The sequence below is a fragment of the Streptomyces sp. LZ34 genome, assembly GCF_053890475.1.
On sequence record NZ_CM132680.1, the window covers coordinates 8,411,825 to 8,431,832 of the forward strand.

Below are 20,008 nucleotides of genomic sequence, written 5' to 3' on the forward strand. Positions count from 1 at the left end.
GGGAAACGCGTACGGCCCGGCGCCGGGAGAATCCCCGGAACCGGGCCGTGAGCCATGGAGCGGGCGACGGGAATCGAACCCGCGTAGCCAGTTTGGAAGACTGGGGCTCTACCATTGAGCTACGCCCGCCTGTGTCGCCGCCCCGCCGGATGTCCCGGGCGTGGTCGCCGAGCGTCATCGCTCGGCCTGCGGCACGGGAAGCATCGTAGCGGGTCCGCACCGCATCCCGCACACCCTTGCCCACCAGTCGAAAAAGCGGCAGCCGGGGCCTGCGCGGGCATGTACCCTACGTGTCGCACCGACGGGGTGTGGCGCAGCTTGGTAGCGCGTCCGCTTTGGGAGCGGAAGGTCGTCGGTTCGAATCCGGCCACCCCGACCACCATCACGTTTGTCATGAGCGCAAGATCGCATTGTGGGCCGCGTCATGCGTGCGGTTACTATGCAAGCTGCGCGTCTGTGACTTTCTCTGCCGGGCGCGAACCGCTGAAACGCACGACAGCAACGCAGCAGAACACCGAGAAGTCAGCCCCAAGGAGACCGAACCGTGAAGAGCGCCGTGGAGACCCTGAACCCGACTCGGGTTCGGCTCACTGTCGAGGTGCCCTTCGAGGAGCTCAAGCCCAGCCTCGACGCGGCGTACAAGAAGATCAACCAGCAGGTCACGGTGCCCGGCTTCCGCAAGGGCAAGATCCCGGCCCGTGTCATCGACCAGCGGTTCGGCCGCGGTGCGGTGCTGGAGGAGGCCGTCAACGACGCGCTCCCGAAGTTCTACTCCGACGCGGTCAATGAGGGCGAGCTGAACCCGCTCGGCCAGCCCGAGGTCGACATCACCGAGCTCAAGGACAACGAGCTGCTGGCCTTCACCGCCGAGGTGGATGTGCGCCCGGCGATCGAGATCCCGGACTACTCCGGCATCGAGGTCACCGTCGACTCCGTCGAGGTCTCGGACGAGGACATCGACAAGGCCGTCGAACAGCTGCGCGACCGCTTCGCCACCACCAGCGCGGTCGAGCGCGCCGCCGCCGAGGGCGACATCGTGGTCGTCGACCTCGAGGCCAAGGTCGAGGGCGAGGTCCTCGAGGACGGCGTGGCCACCGGAGTCAACTACACGATCGGCTCCGGCGAGCTGCTCGAAGGCATCGACGAGGCGGTCACCGGCCTGGAGGCCGGCGGCTCCGCCTCCTTCACCTCCGAGCTCAAGGGCGGCTCCGCCCAGGGCAAGGAGGCCGAGGTCGCGGTCAAGGTCTCCGAGGTCAAGGCCCGCGAGCTGCCCGAGCTGGACGACGACTTCGCCCAGCTGGCCAGCGAGTTCGACACCCTCGATGAGCTGCGCGCCGACACCCGTAAGCGCCTGGAGCGGTCGAAGAAGTTCGACCAGGCCACCCAGGCCCAGGAGAACGTGCTGGACGCCCTGCTGGCGCTGGTCGAGGTCCCGATCCCCGAGAAGCTCCTCGAGGACGAGATCCAGACCCGCAAGCACAACCTGGAGCACCACCAGCTGGGCCAGATGGGTCTGACCCTGGACGCCTACCTGGAGATGCAGGAGAAGACCGCCGAGGAGTTCGAGGCGGAGCTCAAGGAGCAGGCCGAGAAGGGCATCAAGACCCAGTTCGTGCTCGACGAGCTGGTCAACAGGGAGAAGCTGTCCGTCGGCCAGGAGGAGCTCACCGAGCACCTGATGCGCCGTGCGCAGTCCTCCGGCATGAGCCCGGACCAGTTCGCCCAGGCCGTCGTCGAGGGCGGCCAGGTGCCGATGCTCGTGGGCGAGGTCGCCCGGGGCAAGGCCCTCGCGGTCGTGGTCGAGGCCGCCAAGGTGGTCGACGACAAGGGTGAGACCGTCGACCTCGAGGACGACGACGAGGCTGCCGAGACCGGCGAGACGGTCGAGGCCGTCGAGGCCGCCGACGAGGAGCCGGCCGCCGAGGCCTCTGCCGAGGAGACCGCCGTCGAGGCAGACCAGGCCGACAAGGCCGACAAGGGTGGGGACAAGGCCGAGGGCTGATCGCCCGGCCGCCCTCCGCAGCCCGTACGAACGGGCCCGAACGTCAGAGCGCGTCCGGGCCCGTTCGTGGTTCCACGGGTCCTGTGAGGCGCCCTGGGCAGCCCCCGCCCCGGACCCCGCCCAGCCCCGCCACCGGCAGGAACCTGCGCTCAGAGCGAACAGTTCCTGATGCGGGATGGCGGCCGCCGACCAGCGCGTTAGGGTCCGTAGATACGAGGGCAGGGGAGTCCCACGAGCCCGCCGGAGCGTACCGGCGGTTACGCCCCCGCGTCCCAGAAGAAGACGCTGAGACGGCCAGTCGCCGTCAGAGACGAGCAGGTGGATACGTGACGAATACGATGCCTTCCGCCGCCGGCGAGCCGACCTTCGGAGGCCTCGGCGACCAGGTCTACAACCGGCTGCTCGGTGAGCGAATCATCTTCCTCGGCCAGCCGGTCGACGACGAAATCGCCAACAAGATCACCGCGCAGCTGCTTCTGCTCGCAGCGGAGCCGGACAAGGACATCAACCTCTACATCAACTCTCCGGGCGGCTCGATCACGGCCGGCATGGCGATCTACGACACCATGCAGTACATCAAGAACGACGTGATCACCATCGCCATGGGCCTCGCCGCCTCCATGGGGCAGTTCCTGTTGAGCGCGGGCACCCCCGGCAAGCGCTTCGCGCTGCCGAACGCCGAGATCCTGATCCACCAGCCGTCCGCGGGCCTCGCGGGCTCCGCGTCGGACATCAAGATCCACGCCGAGCAGCTGCTGCGCACGAAGAAGAAGATGGCCGACCTCACCGCCTTCCACACCGGCCAGACCGTTGAGCAGATCACCCGCGACTCCGACCGCGACCGCTGGTTCTCGGCCCAGGATGCCAAGGAGTACGGCCTGGTCGACGAGGTCATCGCCTCCGCCGCACACATCCCAGGAGGCGGCGGCACCGGGGCCTGAGCCGCCCGCTCCCAGTCGAACCAGCCCACTGCTCATCACCAGGACGGTGCATGTGAACACCCAGAATTCCCCCGGCAGCGGCCTGTACGCCCGTTACGCCGGCCCTGAGGCGGAGGCCCGCTATGTGGTCCCGCGCTTCGTCGAGCGGACCTCCCAGGGCATCCGGGAGTACGACCCGTACGCGAAGCTCTTCGAAGAGCGTGTGATCTTCCTCGGCGTGCAGATCGACGACGCCTCCGCCAACGACGTCATGGCGCAGCTGCTGTGCCTGGAGTCGATGGACCCGGACCGCGACATCTCGATCTACATCAACTCGCCCGGCGGCTCGTTCACCGCGCTGACCGCCATCTACGACACGATGCAGTTCGTCAAGCCCGACATCCAGACGGTCTGCATGGGTCAGGCGGCGTCCGCCGCGGCCGTGCTGCTCTCCGCCGGCACGCCCGGGAAGCGGATGGCGCTGCCGAACGCCCGCGTGCTGATCCACCAGCCGTACAGCGAGACCGGGCGCGGCCAGGTCTCCGACCTGGAGATCGCGGCCAACGAGATTCTGCGGATGCGTTCGCAGCTCGAGGAAATGCTGGCCAAGCACTCCACGACGCCGATCGAGAAGATCCGCGACGACATCGAGCGGGACAAGATCCTCACGGCCGAGGAATCGCTGTCGTACGGTCTGATCGACCAGATCGTCTCGACCCGCAAGACCTCGGTGGGCCTGGGCTGAGCTCCGGTATCGGCGCCCCCCTTGTACCGAGTAGGGCCAAGGGGGGCCCGAACCGGGCCCTGGGCAAGGTACCGTCATAGGGGGCTGGCGTCCGCCCCCGGTAACAGAAGCAGAAAGCGCAGCGCAAGCACCCGGATTCGCGGAACTGAGCGGATCCAAGGCGAAGGGGAATCACCTCGTGGCACGCATCGGTGACGGCGGCGACCTGCTCAAGTGCTCGTTCTGCGGGAAGAGCCAGAAGCAGGTGAAGAAGCTCATCGCGGGCCCGGGTGTGTACATCTGCGATGAGTGCATCGATCTCTGCAACGAGATCATCGAGGAAGAGCTCGCCGAGACCTCCGAGGTGCGCTGGGAGGAACTCCCCAAGCCGCGTGAGATCTACGAGTTCCTCGAGGGCTATGTCGTCGGCCAGGAGGCCGCGAAAAAGGCGCTTTCCGTCGCCGTCTACAACCACTACAAGCGGGTCCAGGCGGGCGAGAACAGCGCCCACAACAGGGACGACGGCATCGAGTTGGCGAAGTCCAACATCCTGCTTCTCGGCCCGACCGGCTCCGGCAAGACCCTGCTGGCGCAGACGCTCGCCCGGATGCTCAACGTCCCCTTCGCCATTGCCGACGCGACCGCCCTCACCGAGGCGGGCTATGTCGGCGAGGACGTGGAGAACATCCTCCTGAAGCTGATCCAGGCCTCCGACTACGACGTCAAGAAGGCCGAGACGGGCATCATCTACATCGACGAGATCGACAAGGTGGCCCGCAAGAGCGAGAACCCCTCGATCACCCGTGATGTCTCCGGCGAGGGCGTTCAGCAGGCGCTGCTGAAGATCCTGGAGGGCACCACGGCCTCGGTGCCGCCGCAGGGCGGCCGCAAACACCCGCACCAGGAGTTCATCCAGATCGACACGACGAATGTGCTGTTCATCGTGGGCGGCGCCTTCGCCGGTCTGGAGAAGCTCATCGAGTCGCGGGCCGGCGCCAAGGGCATCGGCTTCGGCGCCACGATCCGCTCCAAGCGCGAGATCGAGGCGAGCGACCAGTTCCAGGAGGTCATGCCGGAAGACCTGGTGAAGTTCGGGATGATCCCGGAGTTCATCGGCCGCCTCCCGGTCATCACCTCCGTCCACAACCTGGACCGCGAGGCGCTGCTGCAGATCCTCGTCGAGCCGCGGAACGCGCTGGTCAAGCAGTACCAGCGGCTCTTCGAACTCGACGGTGTCGAACTGCACTTCGACCGCCCGGCCCTGGAGGCCATCGCCGACCAGGCGATCCTGCGCGGCACCGGCGCGCGCGGCCTGCGCGCCATCATCGAAGAGGTCCTGATGTCGGCGATGTACGAGGTGCCGTCCCGCAAGGACGTCGCCCGCGTCGTCATCACCGAGGACGTCGTCCACTCCAACGTCAACCCGACGCTCGTGCCGCGCACCCGCGGCAGCGAGCCGGGCGAGCGCCACGAGAAGAGCGCGTAAGGCCGCCGCAAGGCGCTGGAAGCCGCCACAAGACGCGAGGAGGGCCCTGGGTTTCCCGAGGGCCCTCCTTCGCGTCTTGTGGCGTCAGCGCGCCTCTCAGGCGGGTTTGCGGGTGTCCTTGTAGATGCCCGCGGTCACCTTCGCGAACGCCTCCATGTCGGCGTCGTCCGCGTTCGTGTTCTCCGCGTTGACATCCAGCACCATCGCCGCGTCCGTCTTCTCCGCCCAGGCGCAGGCCGGGGCGTACAGCCGGTCGTACATCTTCACGACCTCGCACTCGATGGTCGGGCCGTCGGCGCCGTCGGGCTGGAACGTCTTGCGCTTCTGCTCCACCTCCGGCGAGGCGTCGCCGCCCTCGAAGCCCTTGAACATCTGGCCCCGGACCTTCTCGGGGTCGCTGAACTCTCCGTACATGCCGGAGAAGGCCAGCCCCGAGTTCGAGTCCTCGGCGCGCGTGTACTGAGCCAGCACCGAGGTGGCGCCCTCGGGCATGCTGTCCTGCACGCTGGTGCCCTCGTTCTGCAGGTCCTTGGTGCCCTTGTCCAGCGTGTACGTGCCGTCGTCCAGCGTCTTCGGGGTGACCAGCTTCATCGCCTTGGGCTTGTCGTCGCCCTGGCTCAGCACCACGGCACCGGTGACGATCGCGCCGACCACCACGAGCCCGGCCGCCGAAATCGCGATGATCTTGGTCTTGTTCCGGCCCCCGCCGGGCGCGCCGGGCCCGGGGAAGGGGGGCTGGGGCTGGGGCTGTCCATAGGGGTTCGGCTGCTGGGGGTAGCCGTAGCCCGCCTGCTGCGACGGCTGTTGGGGGTAGCCGTAGCCCGGCTGCTGCTGCGCGTACGGATTGGGCTCCGAGGGCGGTTGCTGCGACCCGCCGTACGGGTTGGGCTGACCGCCCCCGTACGGGTTGGGGTTGGGCTGGCCTCCGCCATAGGGGCCGGGCTGCGGCGGCGGCTGGTTGTAGCTCATGGTGTGGGGTATCCCCTCCGGGCTGCGGCCTGTGAACTTCGCTGGGCGGGCGGCTACTTGATCTCCACGCGGGTGTCCTTGCGGACCTTCGCGGTGATGTCGGCGGCGGTGTCGATCGACATACCCCCGCCGGAGATCGCGGACGACACGTCGGAGACCACCACATAGCCGATGGTGCTGTTGTCGCCCCACATGCACAGCGGGATGGTGAAGCTCTTGGTGGTCGAGGTGACGCCGGTGAACTTCACGTTCTGGCACTTCATCACGGCGTCGTCCAGGCCGGCCGGGGTGACCTTCTGCGGGCTGCCCACGAGTTCGGCCTTGCCGCCGCCGCCCGTCGAGGGGTCGCCCTCCGCCTCCTCCGCGATCTTCGCGAAGGCGCCGTCGACGACCGCCTCGGGGTTCTTCACCTCTCCCCAGACGCCGTTGAACTCCAGCTGCTTCTGGCTCACGCCTTCGCCGGACTTGTATTTCCCGCTCTCCGGCTTCGGATTCGTGACGCCGAACTTCTCGAAGTCGTTCGCATCCTGCTCACTGAGTCCACCACTACTGACCTTGGTGTACTCACCGGCCACGGTCTGGGGTGCGGTCAGCTTGTAGCGCTTGCCGTCGTCGGCGACGACGTTCTTGCCACCGCCCCCGTTCCCGCCGCTGCCACCCTTGTCGTCGTCCTTGTTGTTGAACAACAGGAACCCGCCGACCACCGCGGCCACCACGACCACCGCGCCGATGGCTATCGCCAGGCCCTTCTTGTTGCCGCCGCTCGGCGGGGGCGTCGGCTGGTACGGCCCGGGCATGCCCGGCTGCCCGTACGGCTGCTGGCCGTAGGGGGCGGGCTGCTGCTGCGGGTAGCCGTACCCGGGCTGGGGCTGCGGCGGCTGCTGGGGCTGGGGAGCCTGCCCATAGGGGTTGGGCTGGCCGTAGCCGCCGCCTTGCTGCGGAGGCTGCTGCGGGTAGCCGTAGCCGGGCTGTCCGGCCGCGCCGCCCTGCCCGTAGGGACCCGGCTGCTGGGGCTGCTGGCCGTACGGGCCCGGCTGGTTGTAACTCATGTCTGTCCTTCGTTTGTTGCCGTTGTTGCTGCTAGCTGTCTATCTGGACGCGCGCGTCGTCGCGCACCTTGACGGTGAGCTCCGCGGCGTCCCGCAGCGACATGCCGCCGCCGCCCAGGACCGCGGCCGCCGGGTCCACCATCACGGTGACGCCCAAGGTGTCCTTGTCGCCCCAGACGCACGCGGGCGCCTCCACGGATCCCTGATCCGAGGTGAACTTCAACGACTGGCACTTCAGGACGTCCCCGTCGAAGCCGTCGGGGGAGAACTCCTGGGCGCTGCCCTGGGCCTGCGCCGTGCCGTTGTCCTGAAGCGCCTTGACGATGACCGCCAGGGACAGGTCCGCGCCCCGCTTCGGGTCGGTCACATCGCCCCAGACGCCAGTGAACTTCATCATGTTCTTCCCCGAGGACTGGTAGTCGGCCGCCACCAGATGCGGATCCTTGACGACCGGCACCTGCTGGAGGTCCTTCTTGCCGGACTCGGACAGGTCGTTCTCGTCCGTGCCGGCCCCCTGGCGCTGGTAGTCGCCGGCGACCGTCTTCGGGGTGGTCAACTTGTACGGGCCGTCGTCGCCCCCGCCGAGCAGGAAGTAGGCCCCGCCGGCCGCGGCCCCCAGGGCCACCACCACGCCCACCGCGATGCCCAGGGCTCTGCCGCGGCGGCGGCCACCGGGCGCGGGCGGCTGCGGCTGCTGCGGGTAGCCGTAGCCGGGTCCCGGCATCTGCTGCGGGGGCGGTGCCTGCTGCTGCGGCGGCTGGGCGTACGGATTCGGCTGGCCATAGGGGCTCGGCTGGCCGTAGCCCCCGTACGTACCGGAACCGCCGTAGCCGCCCGGCTGCCCGCCCTGGGGCGGATAGCCGTAGCCCGGCTCCTGGGTGTAGGGATTATTGGGCACGGGCGGCTGACCGGCGCCGTACGGTCCCGGCTGCGCCCCATAGGGCCCGGGCTGCGGCGGCGGCTGGTGGTAGCTCATCGTGCCCTCTCTTCGATGCCCATGACAGGTGCGCAACATCCTTCCTGACGGGATGCCCTCCCCATGCGGCGGGGCCACAACTTGTTCGTAACGGAGTGCCGCGTCCCTTTAGACTGCGGTCGTGACCGAGAACTCTCAGCAGCGCCCTGACAAGGGGCCGAACAGCAGCCACCCCGAACTGCCGACCCAGTACGCGCCGGCCGATGTAGAGGGGCAGCTGTACGAGCGCTGGGTAGAGCGCGGTTACTTCGAGGCGGACGAGAACAGCGGCAAAGAGCCCTACGCCATCGTCATCCCCCCGCCCAACGTCACCGGATCCCTGCACCTCGGCCATGCCTTCGAGCACACCATCATCGATGCGCTCACTCGGCGCAAGCGCATGCAGGGCTACGAGACGCTGTGGCAGCCCGGCATGGACCACGCCGGCATCGCCACCCAGAACGTGGTGGAGCGCGAGCTCGCCAAGGAGGGCGTCTCCCGCCACGACCTGGGCCGCGAGGCGTTCGTCGAGCGGGTGTGGCAGTGGAAGGCCACCTCGGGCGGGCAGATCTCCGGCCAGATGAGGCGCCTGGGCGACGGCGTCGCCTGGAACCGTGAGCGCTTCACCATGGACGAGGGGCTGTCCAAGGCCGTCCAGACCATCTTCAAGAAGCTCTACGACGACGAGCTGATCTACCGCGCCGAGCGGATCATCAACTGGTGCCCGCGCTGTCTGACGGCCATCTCCGACATCGAGGTGGAGTACCAGGACGACGACGGCGAGCTGGTCTCGATCCGGTACGGGGAGGGCGACGACTCGATCGTGGTCGCGACGACCCGTGCCGAGACGATGCTCGGCGACACCGCGGTCGCCGTCCACCCCGACGACGAGCGCTACCGCCACCTGGTCGGCACCGAGATCGAGCTGCCGCTCACCGGCCGCCGCATCCCGGTCGTCGCCGACGAGCACGTCGACCCGGAGTTCGGCACCGGCGCGGTCAAGGTCACCCCGGCCCACGACCCGAACGACTTCGAGATCGGCCAGCGCCACGGGCTGCCGAGCCTGACCGTCATGGACGAGCACGCGGTCATCACCGCCCACGGCCCCTTCCAGGGCCTGGACCGGCTGGAGGCCCGCAGCGCCATCGTCGGCGCGCTGCGCGCCGACGGCCGGATCGTCGCCGAGAAGCGGCCGTACGCCCACTCCGTCGGCCACTGCTCGCGCTGCAAGACGACCATCGAGCCGCGGCTGTCCATGCAGTGGTGGGTCAAGGTGGGCCCGCTGGCCAAGGCCGCGGGCGACGCGGTCCGCGACGGCCGGGTGAAGATCCACCCGGAGGACATGGCCAAGCGCTACTTCGACTGGGTCGACAACCTCCACGACTGGTGCATCTCGCGCCAGCTGTGGTGGGGCCACCGGATCCCGGTCTGGTACGGGCCGAACGGCGAGGTCGTGTGCGTCGGACCGGACGAGCAGCCGCCGTCCGGCGAGGGCTGGACGCAGGACAGCGACGTCCTGGACACCTGGTTTTCCTCGGGCCTGTGGCCGTTCTCCACGCTCGGCTGGCCGGAGGACACCGGCAGCCTGGGCAAGTTCTATCCGAACTCGGTCCTGGTCACCGGCTACGACATCCTGTTCTTCTGGGTCGCCCGGATGATGATGTTCGGCCTGTACGCGATGGACGGCACCCCGCCGTTCCACACCATCGCCCTGCACGGCATGGTGCGCGACCAGTTCGGCAAGAAGATGTCCAAGTCCTTCGGGAACGCGGTCAATCCGCTGGACTGGATGGACCGGTACGGCTCGGACGCGGTCCGCTTCACCCTCGCCCGGGGCGCCAACCCCGGCGTGGACGTGCCGATCGGCGAGGACTGGGTCCAGGCGTCCCGCAACTTCGCCAACAAGATCTGGAACGCGACGCGCTTCGCGCTGATGAACGGCGCGACGGTCGAGGGCGAACTGCCCGCCGCCGAGCGGCTGTCGGCGGCCGACCGCTGGATCCTGTCCCGGCTGAACACGGTGGTCGCCGAGGTCGACGCGTACTACGAGGACTACCAGTTCGCCAAGTTGTCGGACACCCTCTACCACTTCGCGTGGGACGAGGTCTTCGACTGGTACGTCGAGCTGTCCAAGACCACCTTCGCCCAGGGCGGCGAAGCGGCCAACACCTCCCGGCGGGTGCTCGGCGAGGTCCTGGACGTGATGCTGCGGCTGCTGCACCCGGTCGTCCCGTTCGTCACCGAGAAGCTGTGGACCGCGCTCACCGGCCGGGAGTCCGTCGTCATCGCCGACTGGCCGCGCGACGGCGGCTTCCGCGACGCCGCCGCCGAGCAGGAGATCACCACCCTCCAGCAGGTGGTCACCGAGGTCCGCAGGTTCCGCGCCGACCAGGGCCTTCAGCCCGGCCAGAAGGTCCCGGCGCGGCTCGACCTGTCCGGCACCCCGCTGGCGGCCCACGAGGACGCCATGCGCTCGCTGCTGCGGCTGCAGCCGGCCGGTGCGGACTTCACCGCCACCGCCTCGCTGCCGGTCGCGGGCGCGACCGTGGCCCTGGACCTGTCCGGCGCGATCGACGTCGAGGCCGAGCGCAAGCGGCTGGCCAAGGACCTCGCGGCCGCCGAGAAGGACAAGGCGCAGACCACGGCGAAGCTGAACAACGAGGCCTTCCTGGCCAAGGCGCCCGACCACGTCGTGGAGGGGATCCGGCAGCGGCAGTCCACCGCCGATGCCGATATCGCCCGGATCACCGCACAGTTGGCGGCCCTGCCCCAGGGCTGAGCCCGGCCGCCGGGGACGGCGCGCTCGTATCGCAGGGAGCCCGGCCGGGGAACGCCCCGGCCGGGCTCCCGTGCGTCGCGGACGCGGACCGGCCTCGAGCCGCCGGGGCTGCCCGGGGCTGTCAGCGGTGCCTCGTAGACTGGGCGGCGTGAGCGAGAGCCCCCAGAACGAACCCGACGAGTTCGACGAGATCGTCGGAGCCGAGACCGACCGCGACCCCGACCTCGCCGTGATCGAGGCCGGGAGCCGGACGCTGCGGACCCAGGCCGGGCCGCCGCAGGGGGACGGTGTGCCCTCCCGCCCGGCCGACCCGGAGCTGGACCGGGCGCTGCGGGAGGTGGAGACGGAGCTCGCGGGGCGCTGGCCCGAGACCAAGCTCGACCCCTCGCTGGTGCGCGTCGAGGCGCTGATGGACGTCCTCGGCTCCCCGCAGCGCGCGTACCCCTCGATCCACATCACCGGGACGAACGGCAAGACCAGCACCGCCCGCATGATCGAGTCGCTGCTGGGCGGCTTCGAGCTGCGCACCGGCCGCTACACCAGCCCGCATGTGCAGTCGATCACCGAGCGGATCAGCCTGGACGGCGCGCCGGTCTCCGCCGAGCGCTTCATCGAGACGTACCAGGACATCAAGCCGTACATCGACATGGTCGACGGCTCGCAGGAGCACCGGCTCTCGTTCTTCGAGGTGGTCACCGGCATGGCGTACGCGGCCTTCGCGGACGCGCCGGTCGACATCGCGGTGGTCGAGGTCGGCATGGGCGGCGAGTGGGACGCCACCAATGTGATCGACGCCGGGGTCGCGGTGATCATGCCGATCTCGCTGGACCACACCGACCGGCTGGGCACCACACCGGAGCAGATCGCCACCGAGAAGTCCGGGATAGTCAAGCAGGACGCCACGGTGGTGCTGGCCCAGCAGCCCGTGGAGGCCGCGTCCGTGATCCTCAAGCGCGCGGTCGAGGTGGACGCCACGGTCGCCCGCGAGGGCATGGAGTTCGGCGTGCTCTCCCGCGAGGTGGCGGTCGGCGGTCAGCTGCTGACCCTGCGCGGCCTCGGCGGTGAGTACCCGGAGGTCTTCCTCCCGCTGTACGGGGCCCACCAGGCGCATAACGCGGCGGTGGCGCTGGCCGCCGTGGAGGCGTTCTTCGGCGTCGGCTCGGAGCACGCCCGCACCCTCGACATCGAGACCGTCCGGACCGCCTTCGCCTCCGTCACCTCTCCGGGCCGTCTCGAGGTCGTGCGCCGCAGCCCGACCGTGGTCCTGGACGCCGCGCACAACCCGGCCGGCGCGCGGGCGGCGGCCGAGGCGGTCACCGAGGCCTTCGGCTTCAGCAGGCTGATCGGCGTGGTCGGCGCGAGCGGCGACAAGGATGTGCGCGGCCTCCTGGAGGCCTTTGAGCCGATCTTCGCCGAGGTGGTGATCACCCGCAACTCCACCCAGCGCGCGATGGACGCGGACGAGCTGGCCGCCATCGCCGTGGAGGTCTTCGGCGCGGAGCGGGTGCAGGTCGAGCCGCGGCTGGACGACGCCCTGGAGGCGGCGATCACGCTGGCGGAGGAAGAGAGCGAGTACGCCGGCGCGGGCGTGCTGGTGACCGGCTCGGTGATAACGGTCGGCGAGGCCCGGCTGCTCCTGGGAAAGGGCTGACATGCGAACGCTCTGCGCGTCCACACTGATCGGTGAATTCTTTGTGATCGGCTTCGCCGGGCTGGTGGCCATGAAGACCTCAAGCCTGTCCGTGGCCACGGTATGGACGGTCTGCGGCATCGCCATGGCGCTGTGCGTCCTGCTGTGCGGGATGCTCGGCCGCCCCGGCGCGGTGCACATCGGCTGGGCCCTGCAGATCGGCCTGGTGCTGAGCGGCACGATCGTCACCACCATGTACGTTCTGGGCGCGGCCTTCGCGGCGCTGTGGTGGGCCTCGGTCCACTTCGGCCGCAAGGTCGACGAGGCGAAGGCGCGCTTCGCCGCCGCCCCTGCTGACACTGCGTAACGTGGCCGTCGTTCACCCATGTAGCCTCGGCGGCACAGCATCACCCGCATGCCACGTTTTCAAGGAGTTCTCGCAGTGACCCAGCGCACGCTCGTCCTTCTCAAGCCCGACGCCGTACGACGCGGACTGACCGGCGAGATCCTGAGCCGCATCGAGAAGAAGGCGGGCTGGACGATCAGCGCGCTGGAGCTGCGCGAACTCGGCCGCGATGTGCTGGAGCAGCACTATGCCGAGCACGTGGGCAAGCCGTTCTACGAGCCGCTGGTGGAGTTCATGGCCTCCGGCCCGGTCGTCGCGCTGGTCGTCGAGGGCGAGCGCGTCATCGAGGGCGTACGGGCGCTGGCGGGGCCGACCGACCCGATCGCCGCGGCGCCGGGCTCCATCCGGGGTGACTTCGGCACGATCGTGCGGGAGAACCTGATTCACGCCTCCGATTCCGAAGAGTCCGCCCAGCGGGAAATCAAGATTTTCTTCCCCGGGCTCGCCTGACCCTCACCGCTGACCGTTCATCACATCGTCACCCCCGCTGACCAGGGGCGGCCGTTATTGTTCGGCCGCCCTTTGGCATATGCGAGCCGATCGAGGGAACGCATCCCCGCGACACGACGTCACCATTAGCAGGGGCGGGCCCGTGTTCTGCTGACAATGGCGGAGGACCCCCGCAGCGTGTTCGAGCGGGCGTGACTACGATGAGAGCTTCCGCGCCTCGCAGCGCACCACATCCTGCCGACCTCAAAAGCAAACGCTCAAGTGGGAAGGCCTGACGTATCCTCATGGGGAACAACATGTCGTTCATCGGCCGTGACATGGCTGTCGACCTCGGGACCGCCAACACGCTGGTGTACGTCAGGGGCCGCGGGATCGTCCTCAACGAGCCGTCCGTCGTCGCCATCAACACCAACACCGGCGGAATTCTCGCGGTGGGCGCCGAGGCGAAGAAGATGATCGGCCGCACCCCTGGCAACATCGTGGCTGTGCGCCCGCTCAAAGACGGCGTGATCGCCGACTTCGAGATCACCGAGCGGATGCTGCGGTACTTCATCCTGAAGATCCACAAGCGCCGCTACCTCGCCCGTCCCCGCGTCGTGGTCTGCGTGCCCTCCGGCATCACCGGCGTCGAGCGCCGCGCCGTCATCGAGGCCTCCACCCAGGCGGGCGCCCGCCAGGTGCACATCATCGAGGAGCCCATGGCCGCCGCCATCGGCTCCGGCCTCCCGGTCCACGAGGCCACCGGCAACATGGTTGTGGACATCGGCGGCGGTACCACCGAGGTCGCGGTCATCTCGCTCGGCGGAATCGTCACGGCACAGTCCATCCGGGTGGCGGGCGACGAGCTGGACAACGCGATCATCCAGCACATCAAGAAGGAGTACAGCCTTCTGCTCGGCGAGCGCACCGCCGAGAACATCAAGATCACGATCGGCTCCGCCTTTGAGGGCAAGGAAGAGGAGCACACCGAGATCCGCGGCCGCGACCTGGTCAGCGGCCTCCCCAAGACCGTCGTGATCTCCGCCGCCGAGGTCCGCAAGGCCATGGAGGAGCCGGTCAACGCGATCGTCGACGCGGTCAAGACCACCCTCGACAAGTGCCCGCCCGAGCTGTCCGGCGACGTCATGGACCGCGGCATCGTGCTCACCGGCGGCGGCGCCCTGCTGCGCGGCCTCGACGAGCGGCTGCGCCGTGAGACCGGCATGCCGATCCATATCGCCGAGGACCCGCTGGACTCGGTCGCGCTCGGCTCCGGCAAGTGCGTCGAGGAGTTCGAGGCGCTCCAGCAGGTGCTGGACGCCCAGCCCCGCAGATGACGATCCGGTGAATCCGCCGTACGGGGGGCCGTCTTCCCGTACGGCGGAGCGGCGGTTCACTGATATACAGGCATAAGGCTCCCCATGACCGGCAACGCGTGAGAAAACGCCCGACGAAGCCGTAGCCGGTCCGACTCCGACGAGGAAGGCACGTCGCCGCACGTGAGGGACACACGAGAGAGCCGGCTGCTCCTGGTGCTGCTGGTCGCCATCGCGTTCGCACTGATCACGGTGGATATCCGCGGCGGCGAGGATTCGCCCCTCGACGGCGCCCGGCAGGCCGCCGCGTCCGTCTTCGGCCCCGTCGAGGAGGGGGTCGCCTCCGCGGTCGACCCGATCGGCAACGCCGTGGCGGCCGTACGGGACTCCGGTGAGCGGCACGACCGGATCAGCGCCCTGGAGCGGGAGAACGCCGAGCTCAAGCAGCGGCTCGGCAGCGACGCCCGCAACCGCGCCCGCGTCGTCGAGCTGGACAAGCTGCGCAAGACCGCGGGCGCCGGCCAGTACGGTGTCAAGGGCGCCCAGGTCATCGCCATAGGAGCGGCCCAGGGCTTCTCCTGGACCGTCACCGTCGACGTGGGCCGCAAGGACGGCATCCGCCGCGACATGACCGTCATCAACGGCGACGGCCTGGTCGGCCGGGTCACCACCGTCGGCCCGTCGACCGCCACCGTAGTGCTGGCCATCGACCCGGACTTCACCGTCGGCACGCGCATGGAGAAGTCCGGCGAGCTGGGCTTCGCCAACGGCCAGGGCGACCGCTCGCTGCGCGTCCAGCTCCTCAACGGCAAGGCCAAGATCAAGAAGGGCGACCGGCTCGTCACCTTCGGCTCCCGCGCCAACAAGCCCTTCGTGCCCGGCGTTCCGGTCGGCGAGGTGGTCCGCGTCGACCCCTCGGGCGGCGATCTGACCCGCACCCTGCTGGTGCGCCCGTACGTGGGCTTCACCAAGCTCGACATCGTGGGCGTCGTCGTCGAGCCGCCCCGCGAGAACCCGCGGGACACCGTGCTGCCGCCCAAGCCCGCCAAGCCCAAGCCGGCGCCCACGGTCACCGTCACGGTCAAACCGTCCTCGACCCCGAGCGCCTCCGCCAACAGGAGCTGACCGATGCTGCGTCTGAACCGGGTCCTGCTGTCGACCCTTCTCGTGGTCATCGCCCTCGTCGTCCAGGTCTGTGTGCTTGCCCGGCTACAGCTGCCCGGCGCGGTCCCCGATCTGCTGCTGCTCGTCGTCCTCGGCCTCGCGCTCGTCTACGGCCACACCGGCGGCGCGCTCATCGGCTTCGGCGCGGGCCTGCTCGCCGACCTCGCCCCGCCCGCCGACCACGCCGCCGGTCGCTACGCGCTGGTGCTGTGCGTCATCGGCTATCTGGCGGGCCTGGCCAAGCCCGAGACCGGCCAGCTCCGGTCGGCCACCGGGCCGATGCTCGTGGTCGTCGCGGCGGCCATCGGCAGCACGCTGCTGTACGCGGGCGTCGGCCAGCTCGTCGGCGACGACGCGGCCCGCCACGCGGGCCTGAGCAAGCTGCTGTTCACCGCGGCGCTGTACGACCTGCTGCTGGCGCCCTTCACGGTGCCGCTGATCATGGGGATGGCCAGAAAGAGCGAGAACGACCCGATGGCCGACAGCTCCGGCGGCTCCCGCATCGGCAGCCAGCGCGGCGGTCTCCTGATGAAGGCCGCCAACCGGGGGACGGGACGCCTCAAGGGGGTCAAACGCCTGTGAGGTCGCGTTCTGACAACCAGTGGGGGCCGCGTTGAGGCTGCGTTCTTCCGGGGGCACTGCGACCGACAGCGGCTGCGCCGCGGGCCGTACCCCCGGCCTGACAACCAGTGGGGGCTGCCGCTGTGAGGCTGCGTTCTTCCGGGGACACTGCGACCGACAGCGGCTGCGCCGCGGGCCGTACCCCCGGCCTGACAACCAGTGGGGGCTGCCGCTGTGAGTAATATCCCCGAGACCGGGCGGACGCCGCGCGTCACCATCCGGCTCGTCGCCATCCAGATCCTCGTCTTCTCACTCCTGCTCACCCTCGGCGGCCGCCTCTGGTATCTACAGATCCGCAACGGCGACGAATACACCGCCGAAGCCGCCAACAACCACGTCCAGCAGGTCGTCCACCCCGCCGTGCGCGGCTCGATACTGGACGCCCGCGGCGTGCCGCTCGCCGACAACGAGACCCGTCTCGTCGTCTCCGCCAGCCGCACCGAGCTGATGAAGATGAAGGACGACGGGAAGGCCGTCCTCACCCGTCTCGCGGGCGTCCTGGACATGAAGCCCAAGGACGTCATGGACAAGGTCCGGCTGTGCGACGCCAAGACGCCCCAGCCCTGCTGGAACGGCTCGCCCTACCAGCCCATCCCCATCACCGACGAGGCCAGCCCCAAGCAGGCCCTTCAGATCCGCGAGCGCGAAGAGGACTTCCCCGGGATAAGCGCGGAGCCCACCGCCGTGCGCCGCTACGCCGCGCCCGGCGACTCCAACGCCGCCCAGGTGCTCGGCTATCTCTCCCCGGTCACCGACGAGGAGATCAAGAAGGCCGAGCACAGCCAGTCGCCGCTGCTCCGCTCCGACCAGATCGGCCGCAACGGCCTGGAGCGCGAGTACGACGACCAGCTGCGCGGCAAGGCCGGGGTGACCCGCTACGAGGTCGACAACCTCGGCCGGGTCATCGGCCAGGCCGAGAGCCAGAAGGCCCAGCCCGGCGCCAACGTCGTCACCAGCATCGACGCCCGTGTGCAGGCCGTCGCCGAGAAGGAGCTGGACCAGGCGATGAAGGACGCCCGCAAGGAGATGGACCGGAACACGGGCCGCAAGTACGAGGCGGACGCGGGCGCGGTCGTGGTCATGGAGGCGAAGACCGGCCGGGTGGTCGCGATGGCCTCCAATCCGACGTACGACCCCAACGCCTGGGTCGGCGGCATCTCCGGCAAGGACTACAAGAGGCTCACCGGCAAGGACTCCAACTTCCCGCTGCTGAACCGGGCGATCCAGGGCCAGGCGGCCCCCGGCTCGATCTTCAAGGTGGTCCCGACCACGGCCGCGGTCAACGCCGGCTACGACTTCGACGGCAACTACAACTGCAGCAGCTCGTTCAACATCGGCTCACAGGTCTTCAAGAACTTCGAGTCGAAGGGCTACGGCCCGATCAGCCTCGGCCGGGCGCTGGAGGTCTCCTGCGACACCGTCTTCTACGACCTCTCGTACAAGCAGTGGCAGAAGGACGGCGGCAACAAGCCCAAGAAGCACCCGGCGGACTGGTTCTACAAGACCGCGCACCAGTTCGGCCTCGGCAAGGAGACCGGCATCGACCTCCCCAACGAGGTCACCGGCCGGATCCCGGACCGCCAGTGGAAGAAGGACTACTGGAAGGCCAACAAGAACGCCTGGTGCAAGTACGGCAAGAAGAGCGGGAACTACGGTCAGCGGATCGCCTACGAGAACTGCCTCGAAGGCATGAAGATGCGCGCCGGTGACTCCGTGAACTACTCCATCGGCCAGGGCGACACGCTCGTCACCCCGATCCAGATGGCCACCATCTACGCCGCGATCAGCAACGGCGGCACGCTGTACGACCCGACCATCGGCAAAGCGATCATCAGCGCCGACGGCAAGAAGGTCCGGGAGGTCAAGCCCACGTCGCACGGCAAGCTGCCGATGACTCAGCAGACGCGCAACAAGATAGACAGTGCCCTCGCGGGAGTCGCGACCCGCGGCACCGCCGCCTGGCGATTCGGCGGCTGGCCGCAGAACAAGATCCCGATGCACGCCAAGACGGGTACGGCGGAGGTCTACGGCAAGCAGACGACCTCGTGGTTCGCGACGTACACCAAGGACTACGCGATCGTCATGACGATCTCCCAGGGTGGTACCGGCTCCGGCGCCTCCGGCCCCGCCGTGCGCAACATCTACAACGCGCTCTACGGGGTGGACGCCAAGGGGAAGATCGACAACAAGAAGGCGCTGCTGCCCAGGCCCCAGCCGACCCTCCCCAAGATCGATTCCGACGGCACCGTCGAGGCCCAGCCGCTGGGCCCGCCGATCAAGGTCGTCGGAAGGCGGGACCTGCAGCAATGAGTGCCTCGACACACACCTACACCGCCCGCCGTTTCACCCCCGAGCGCGGCACCTGGGGCAAGCTCATGGCGCGCGACTCGATCGTGCGCCGCCTGGACTGGATACTGCTGTTCGCCGCGCTCGCCCTGTCCGCCATCGGCAGCGTCCTCGTCTACTCCGCCACCCGCAACCGCACCGAGCTCAACCAGGGCGACCCGTACTACTTCCTGATCCGGCACGCCATGAACACCGGCATCGGGCTGGTCCTCGCGATCTGCACGATCTGGCTCGGCCACCGCACGCTGCGCGGGGCCGTGCCCGTGCTGTACGCGCTGTCCGTGGTCCTCGTCCTCGCCGTCCTCACCCCGCTCGGCTCCACCATCAACGGCGCGCACGCCTGGATCGTGGTCGGTGGCGGCTTCTCCCTCCAGCCCTCCGAGTTCGCCAAGATCACCATCATCCTGGGGATGGCGATGCTGCTGGCCGCGCGCGTGGACGCGGGGGACCGCATCAACCCCGACCACCGCACCGTCGTGCAGGCCCTCGGGCTCGCCACGCTGCCCATCGCGATCGTGCTGCTCATGCCGGACCTCGGCTCGGTGATGGTGATGGCGGTCATCGTGCTCGCCGTGCTGCTCTCCTCGGGTGCCTCCAACCGCTGGATCGTGGGGCTGATCGGCGCGGCCGTCATCGGCGCGGTCCTCATCTGGCAGCTCGGCGTGCTCGACCAGTACCAGATCGACCGCTTCGCCGCCTTCGCCAACCCGGCCCTCGACCCGGCGGGCGTCGGCTACAACACCAACCAGGCGCGGATCGCGATCGGCTCGGGCGGCCTCACCGGCAAGGGGCTGTTCCACGGCACCCAGACCACCGGCCAGTTCGTGCCCGAGCAGCAGACCGACTTCGTCTTCACGGTCGCGGGGGAGGAGCTGGGTTTCCTGGGCGCGGGCCTGATCATCGTGCTGCTCGGCATCGTGCTGTGGCGCGCCTGCCGCATCGCGCGGGACACCACCGAGCTGTACGGCACGGTCGTCGCCGCCGGGATCATCGCCTGGTTCGCCTTCCAGGCGTTCGAGAACATCGGCATGACGCTGGGCATCATGCCGGTGGCCGGTCTGCCGCTGCCCTTCGTCTCGTACGGCGGGTCGTCCATGTTCGCCGTGTGGATAGCGGTGGGCCTGCTGCAGTCGATCCGGGTGCAGCGTCCCGTATCGGCCTGACATCCGGTCGGCCTGACGTCCGGGGGCTGCCCTCAAACATCGCAGGGCA

General features: G+C 69.1%; 16 protein-coding genes and 2 tRNA genes. 14 read left to right on the top strand and 4 right to left on the bottom strand.

Annotation, left to right across the window (positions count from 1 at the left end):
* Positions 1-55 precede the first annotated feature (55 nt).
* Positions 56-129 (bottom strand) — tRNA-Gly (locus ACWY4P_RS35425).
* A gap of 173 nt (positions 130-302) precedes the next feature.
* Between ACWY4P_RS35425 and ACWY4P_RS35430 the strand changes: the two genes are divergently transcribed.
* From ACWY4P_RS35430 to clpX, 5 genes are all read left to right on the top strand, one after another.
* Positions 303-379: transfer RNA gene (locus ACWY4P_RS35430), tRNA-Pro, on the top strand.
* A gap of 165 nt (positions 380-544) precedes the next feature.
* On the top strand, positions 545-2,002 hold the full coding sequence (gene tig, locus ACWY4P_RS35435) for a trigger factor (RefSeq protein WP_456204629.1): 1,458 nt from the start codon (positions 545-547) through the stop codon (positions 2,000-2,002).
* A gap of 326 nt (positions 2,003-2,328) precedes the next feature.
* Positions 2,329-2,943 carry an ATP-dependent Clp protease proteolytic subunit gene (locus ACWY4P_RS35440; protein ID WP_456204630.1) on the top strand — a complete coding sequence of 205 codons (615 nt, stop codon included), beginning with the start codon at positions 2,329-2,331 and terminating at the stop codon, positions 2,941-2,943.
* A 52-nt stretch (positions 2,944-2,995) separates the two neighbouring features.
* Complete coding sequence (locus tag ACWY4P_RS35445) at positions 2,996-3,667, top strand: ATP-dependent Clp protease proteolytic subunit (protein ID WP_456204631.1); 672 nt, start codon at positions 2,996-2,998, stop codon at positions 3,665-3,667.
* A 178-nt stretch (positions 3,668-3,845) separates the two neighbouring features.
* The gene (gene clpX / locus ACWY4P_RS35450; protein WP_319685578.1) at positions 3,846-5,132 is read left to right on the top strand and encodes an ATP-dependent Clp protease ATP-binding subunit ClpX; all 1,287 of its coding nucleotides are present in this window, start codon (positions 3,846-3,848) and stop codon (positions 5,130-5,132) included.
* A 96-nt stretch (positions 5,133-5,228) separates the two neighbouring features.
* Here the strand turns inward: clpX and ACWY4P_RS35455 are convergent, their stop codons facing one another.
* From ACWY4P_RS35455 to ACWY4P_RS35465, 3 genes are read right to left on the bottom strand one after another with little or no spacing between them, the layout of a single operon-like run.
* A complete protein-coding gene (locus tag ACWY4P_RS35455) occupies positions 5,229-6,101 on the bottom strand; it encodes a hypothetical protein (RefSeq protein WP_456204632.1) in 873 nt (290 codons plus the stop codon).
* Between the two features lie 53 nt (positions 6,102-6,154).
* Positions 6,155-7,150 carry a hypothetical protein gene (locus tag ACWY4P_RS35460; protein WP_456204633.1) on the bottom strand — a complete coding sequence of 332 codons (996 nt, stop codon included), beginning with the start codon at positions 7,148-7,150 and terminating at the stop codon, positions 6,155-6,157.
* Between the two features lie 31 nt (positions 7,151-7,181).
* Positions 7,182-8,126 carry a hypothetical protein gene (locus ACWY4P_RS35465; RefSeq protein ID WP_456204634.1) on the bottom strand — a complete coding sequence of 315 codons (945 nt, stop codon included), beginning with the start codon at positions 8,124-8,126 and terminating at the stop codon, positions 7,182-7,184.
* A 121-nt stretch (positions 8,127-8,247) separates the two neighbouring features.
* Between ACWY4P_RS35465 and ACWY4P_RS35470 the strand changes: the two genes are divergently transcribed.
* The 9 genes from ACWY4P_RS35470 (at position 8,248) to rodA (ending at position 19,959) form a co-directional block, all read left to right on the top strand.
* Entirely contained in the window at positions 8,248-10,884 is a 2,637-nt protein-coding gene (locus tag ACWY4P_RS35470) for a valine--tRNA ligase (protein ID WP_456204635.1), read from the top strand.
* Positions 10,885-11,032: 148 nt separating this feature from the next.
* Positions 11,033-12,535: a bifunctional tetrahydrofolate synthase/dihydrofolate synthase gene (gene folC, locus ACWY4P_RS35475; RefSeq protein WP_456204636.1), complete on the top strand. Its 1,503-nt coding sequence runs from the start codon at positions 11,033-11,035 to the stop codon at positions 12,533-12,535.
* A gap of 1 nt (position 12,536) precedes the next feature.
* The gene (locus tag ACWY4P_RS35480) at positions 12,537-12,881 is read left to right on the top strand and encodes a DUF4233 domain-containing protein (protein ID WP_456204637.1); all 345 of its coding nucleotides are present in this window, start codon (positions 12,537-12,539) and stop codon (positions 12,879-12,881) included.
* A 75-nt stretch (positions 12,882-12,956) separates the two neighbouring features.
* Positions 12,957-13,370 carry a nucleoside-diphosphate kinase gene (ndk, locus tag ACWY4P_RS35485; RefSeq protein WP_456204638.1) on the top strand — a complete coding sequence of 138 codons (414 nt, stop codon included), beginning with the start codon at positions 12,957-12,959 and terminating at the stop codon, positions 13,368-13,370.
* Positions 13,371-13,666: 296 nt separating this feature from the next.
* Positions 13,667-14,686 carry a rod shape-determining protein gene (locus tag ACWY4P_RS35490; RefSeq protein ID WP_319686182.1) on the top strand — a complete coding sequence of 340 codons (1,020 nt, stop codon included), beginning with the start codon at positions 13,667-13,669 and terminating at the stop codon, positions 14,684-14,686.
* Positions 14,687-14,848: 162 nt separating this feature from the next.
* A complete protein-coding gene (mreC, locus tag ACWY4P_RS35495; RefSeq protein ID WP_456204639.1) occupies positions 14,849-15,790 on the top strand; it encodes a rod shape-determining protein MreC in 942 nt (313 codons plus the stop codon).
* Between the two features lie 6 nt (positions 15,791-15,796).
* The gene (mreD, locus tag ACWY4P_RS35500; protein WP_385611467.1) at positions 15,797-16,411 is read left to right on the top strand and encodes a rod shape-determining protein MreD; all 615 of its coding nucleotides are present in this window, start codon (positions 15,797-15,799) and stop codon (positions 16,409-16,411) included.
* A 213-nt stretch (positions 16,412-16,624) separates the two neighbouring features.
* A complete protein-coding gene (gene mrdA, locus ACWY4P_RS35505; RefSeq protein ID WP_456204640.1) occupies positions 16,625-18,760 on the top strand; it encodes a penicillin-binding protein 2 in 2,136 nt (711 codons plus the stop codon).
* The gene (gene rodA / locus ACWY4P_RS35510; protein ID WP_456204641.1) at positions 18,757-19,959 is read left to right on the top strand and encodes a rod shape-determining protein RodA; all 1,203 of its coding nucleotides are present in this window, start codon (positions 18,757-18,759) and stop codon (positions 19,957-19,959) included. The genes mrdA and rodA overlap by 4 nt, the downstream gene beginning before the upstream one ends.
* Positions 19,960-20,008 lie beyond the last annotated feature (49 nt).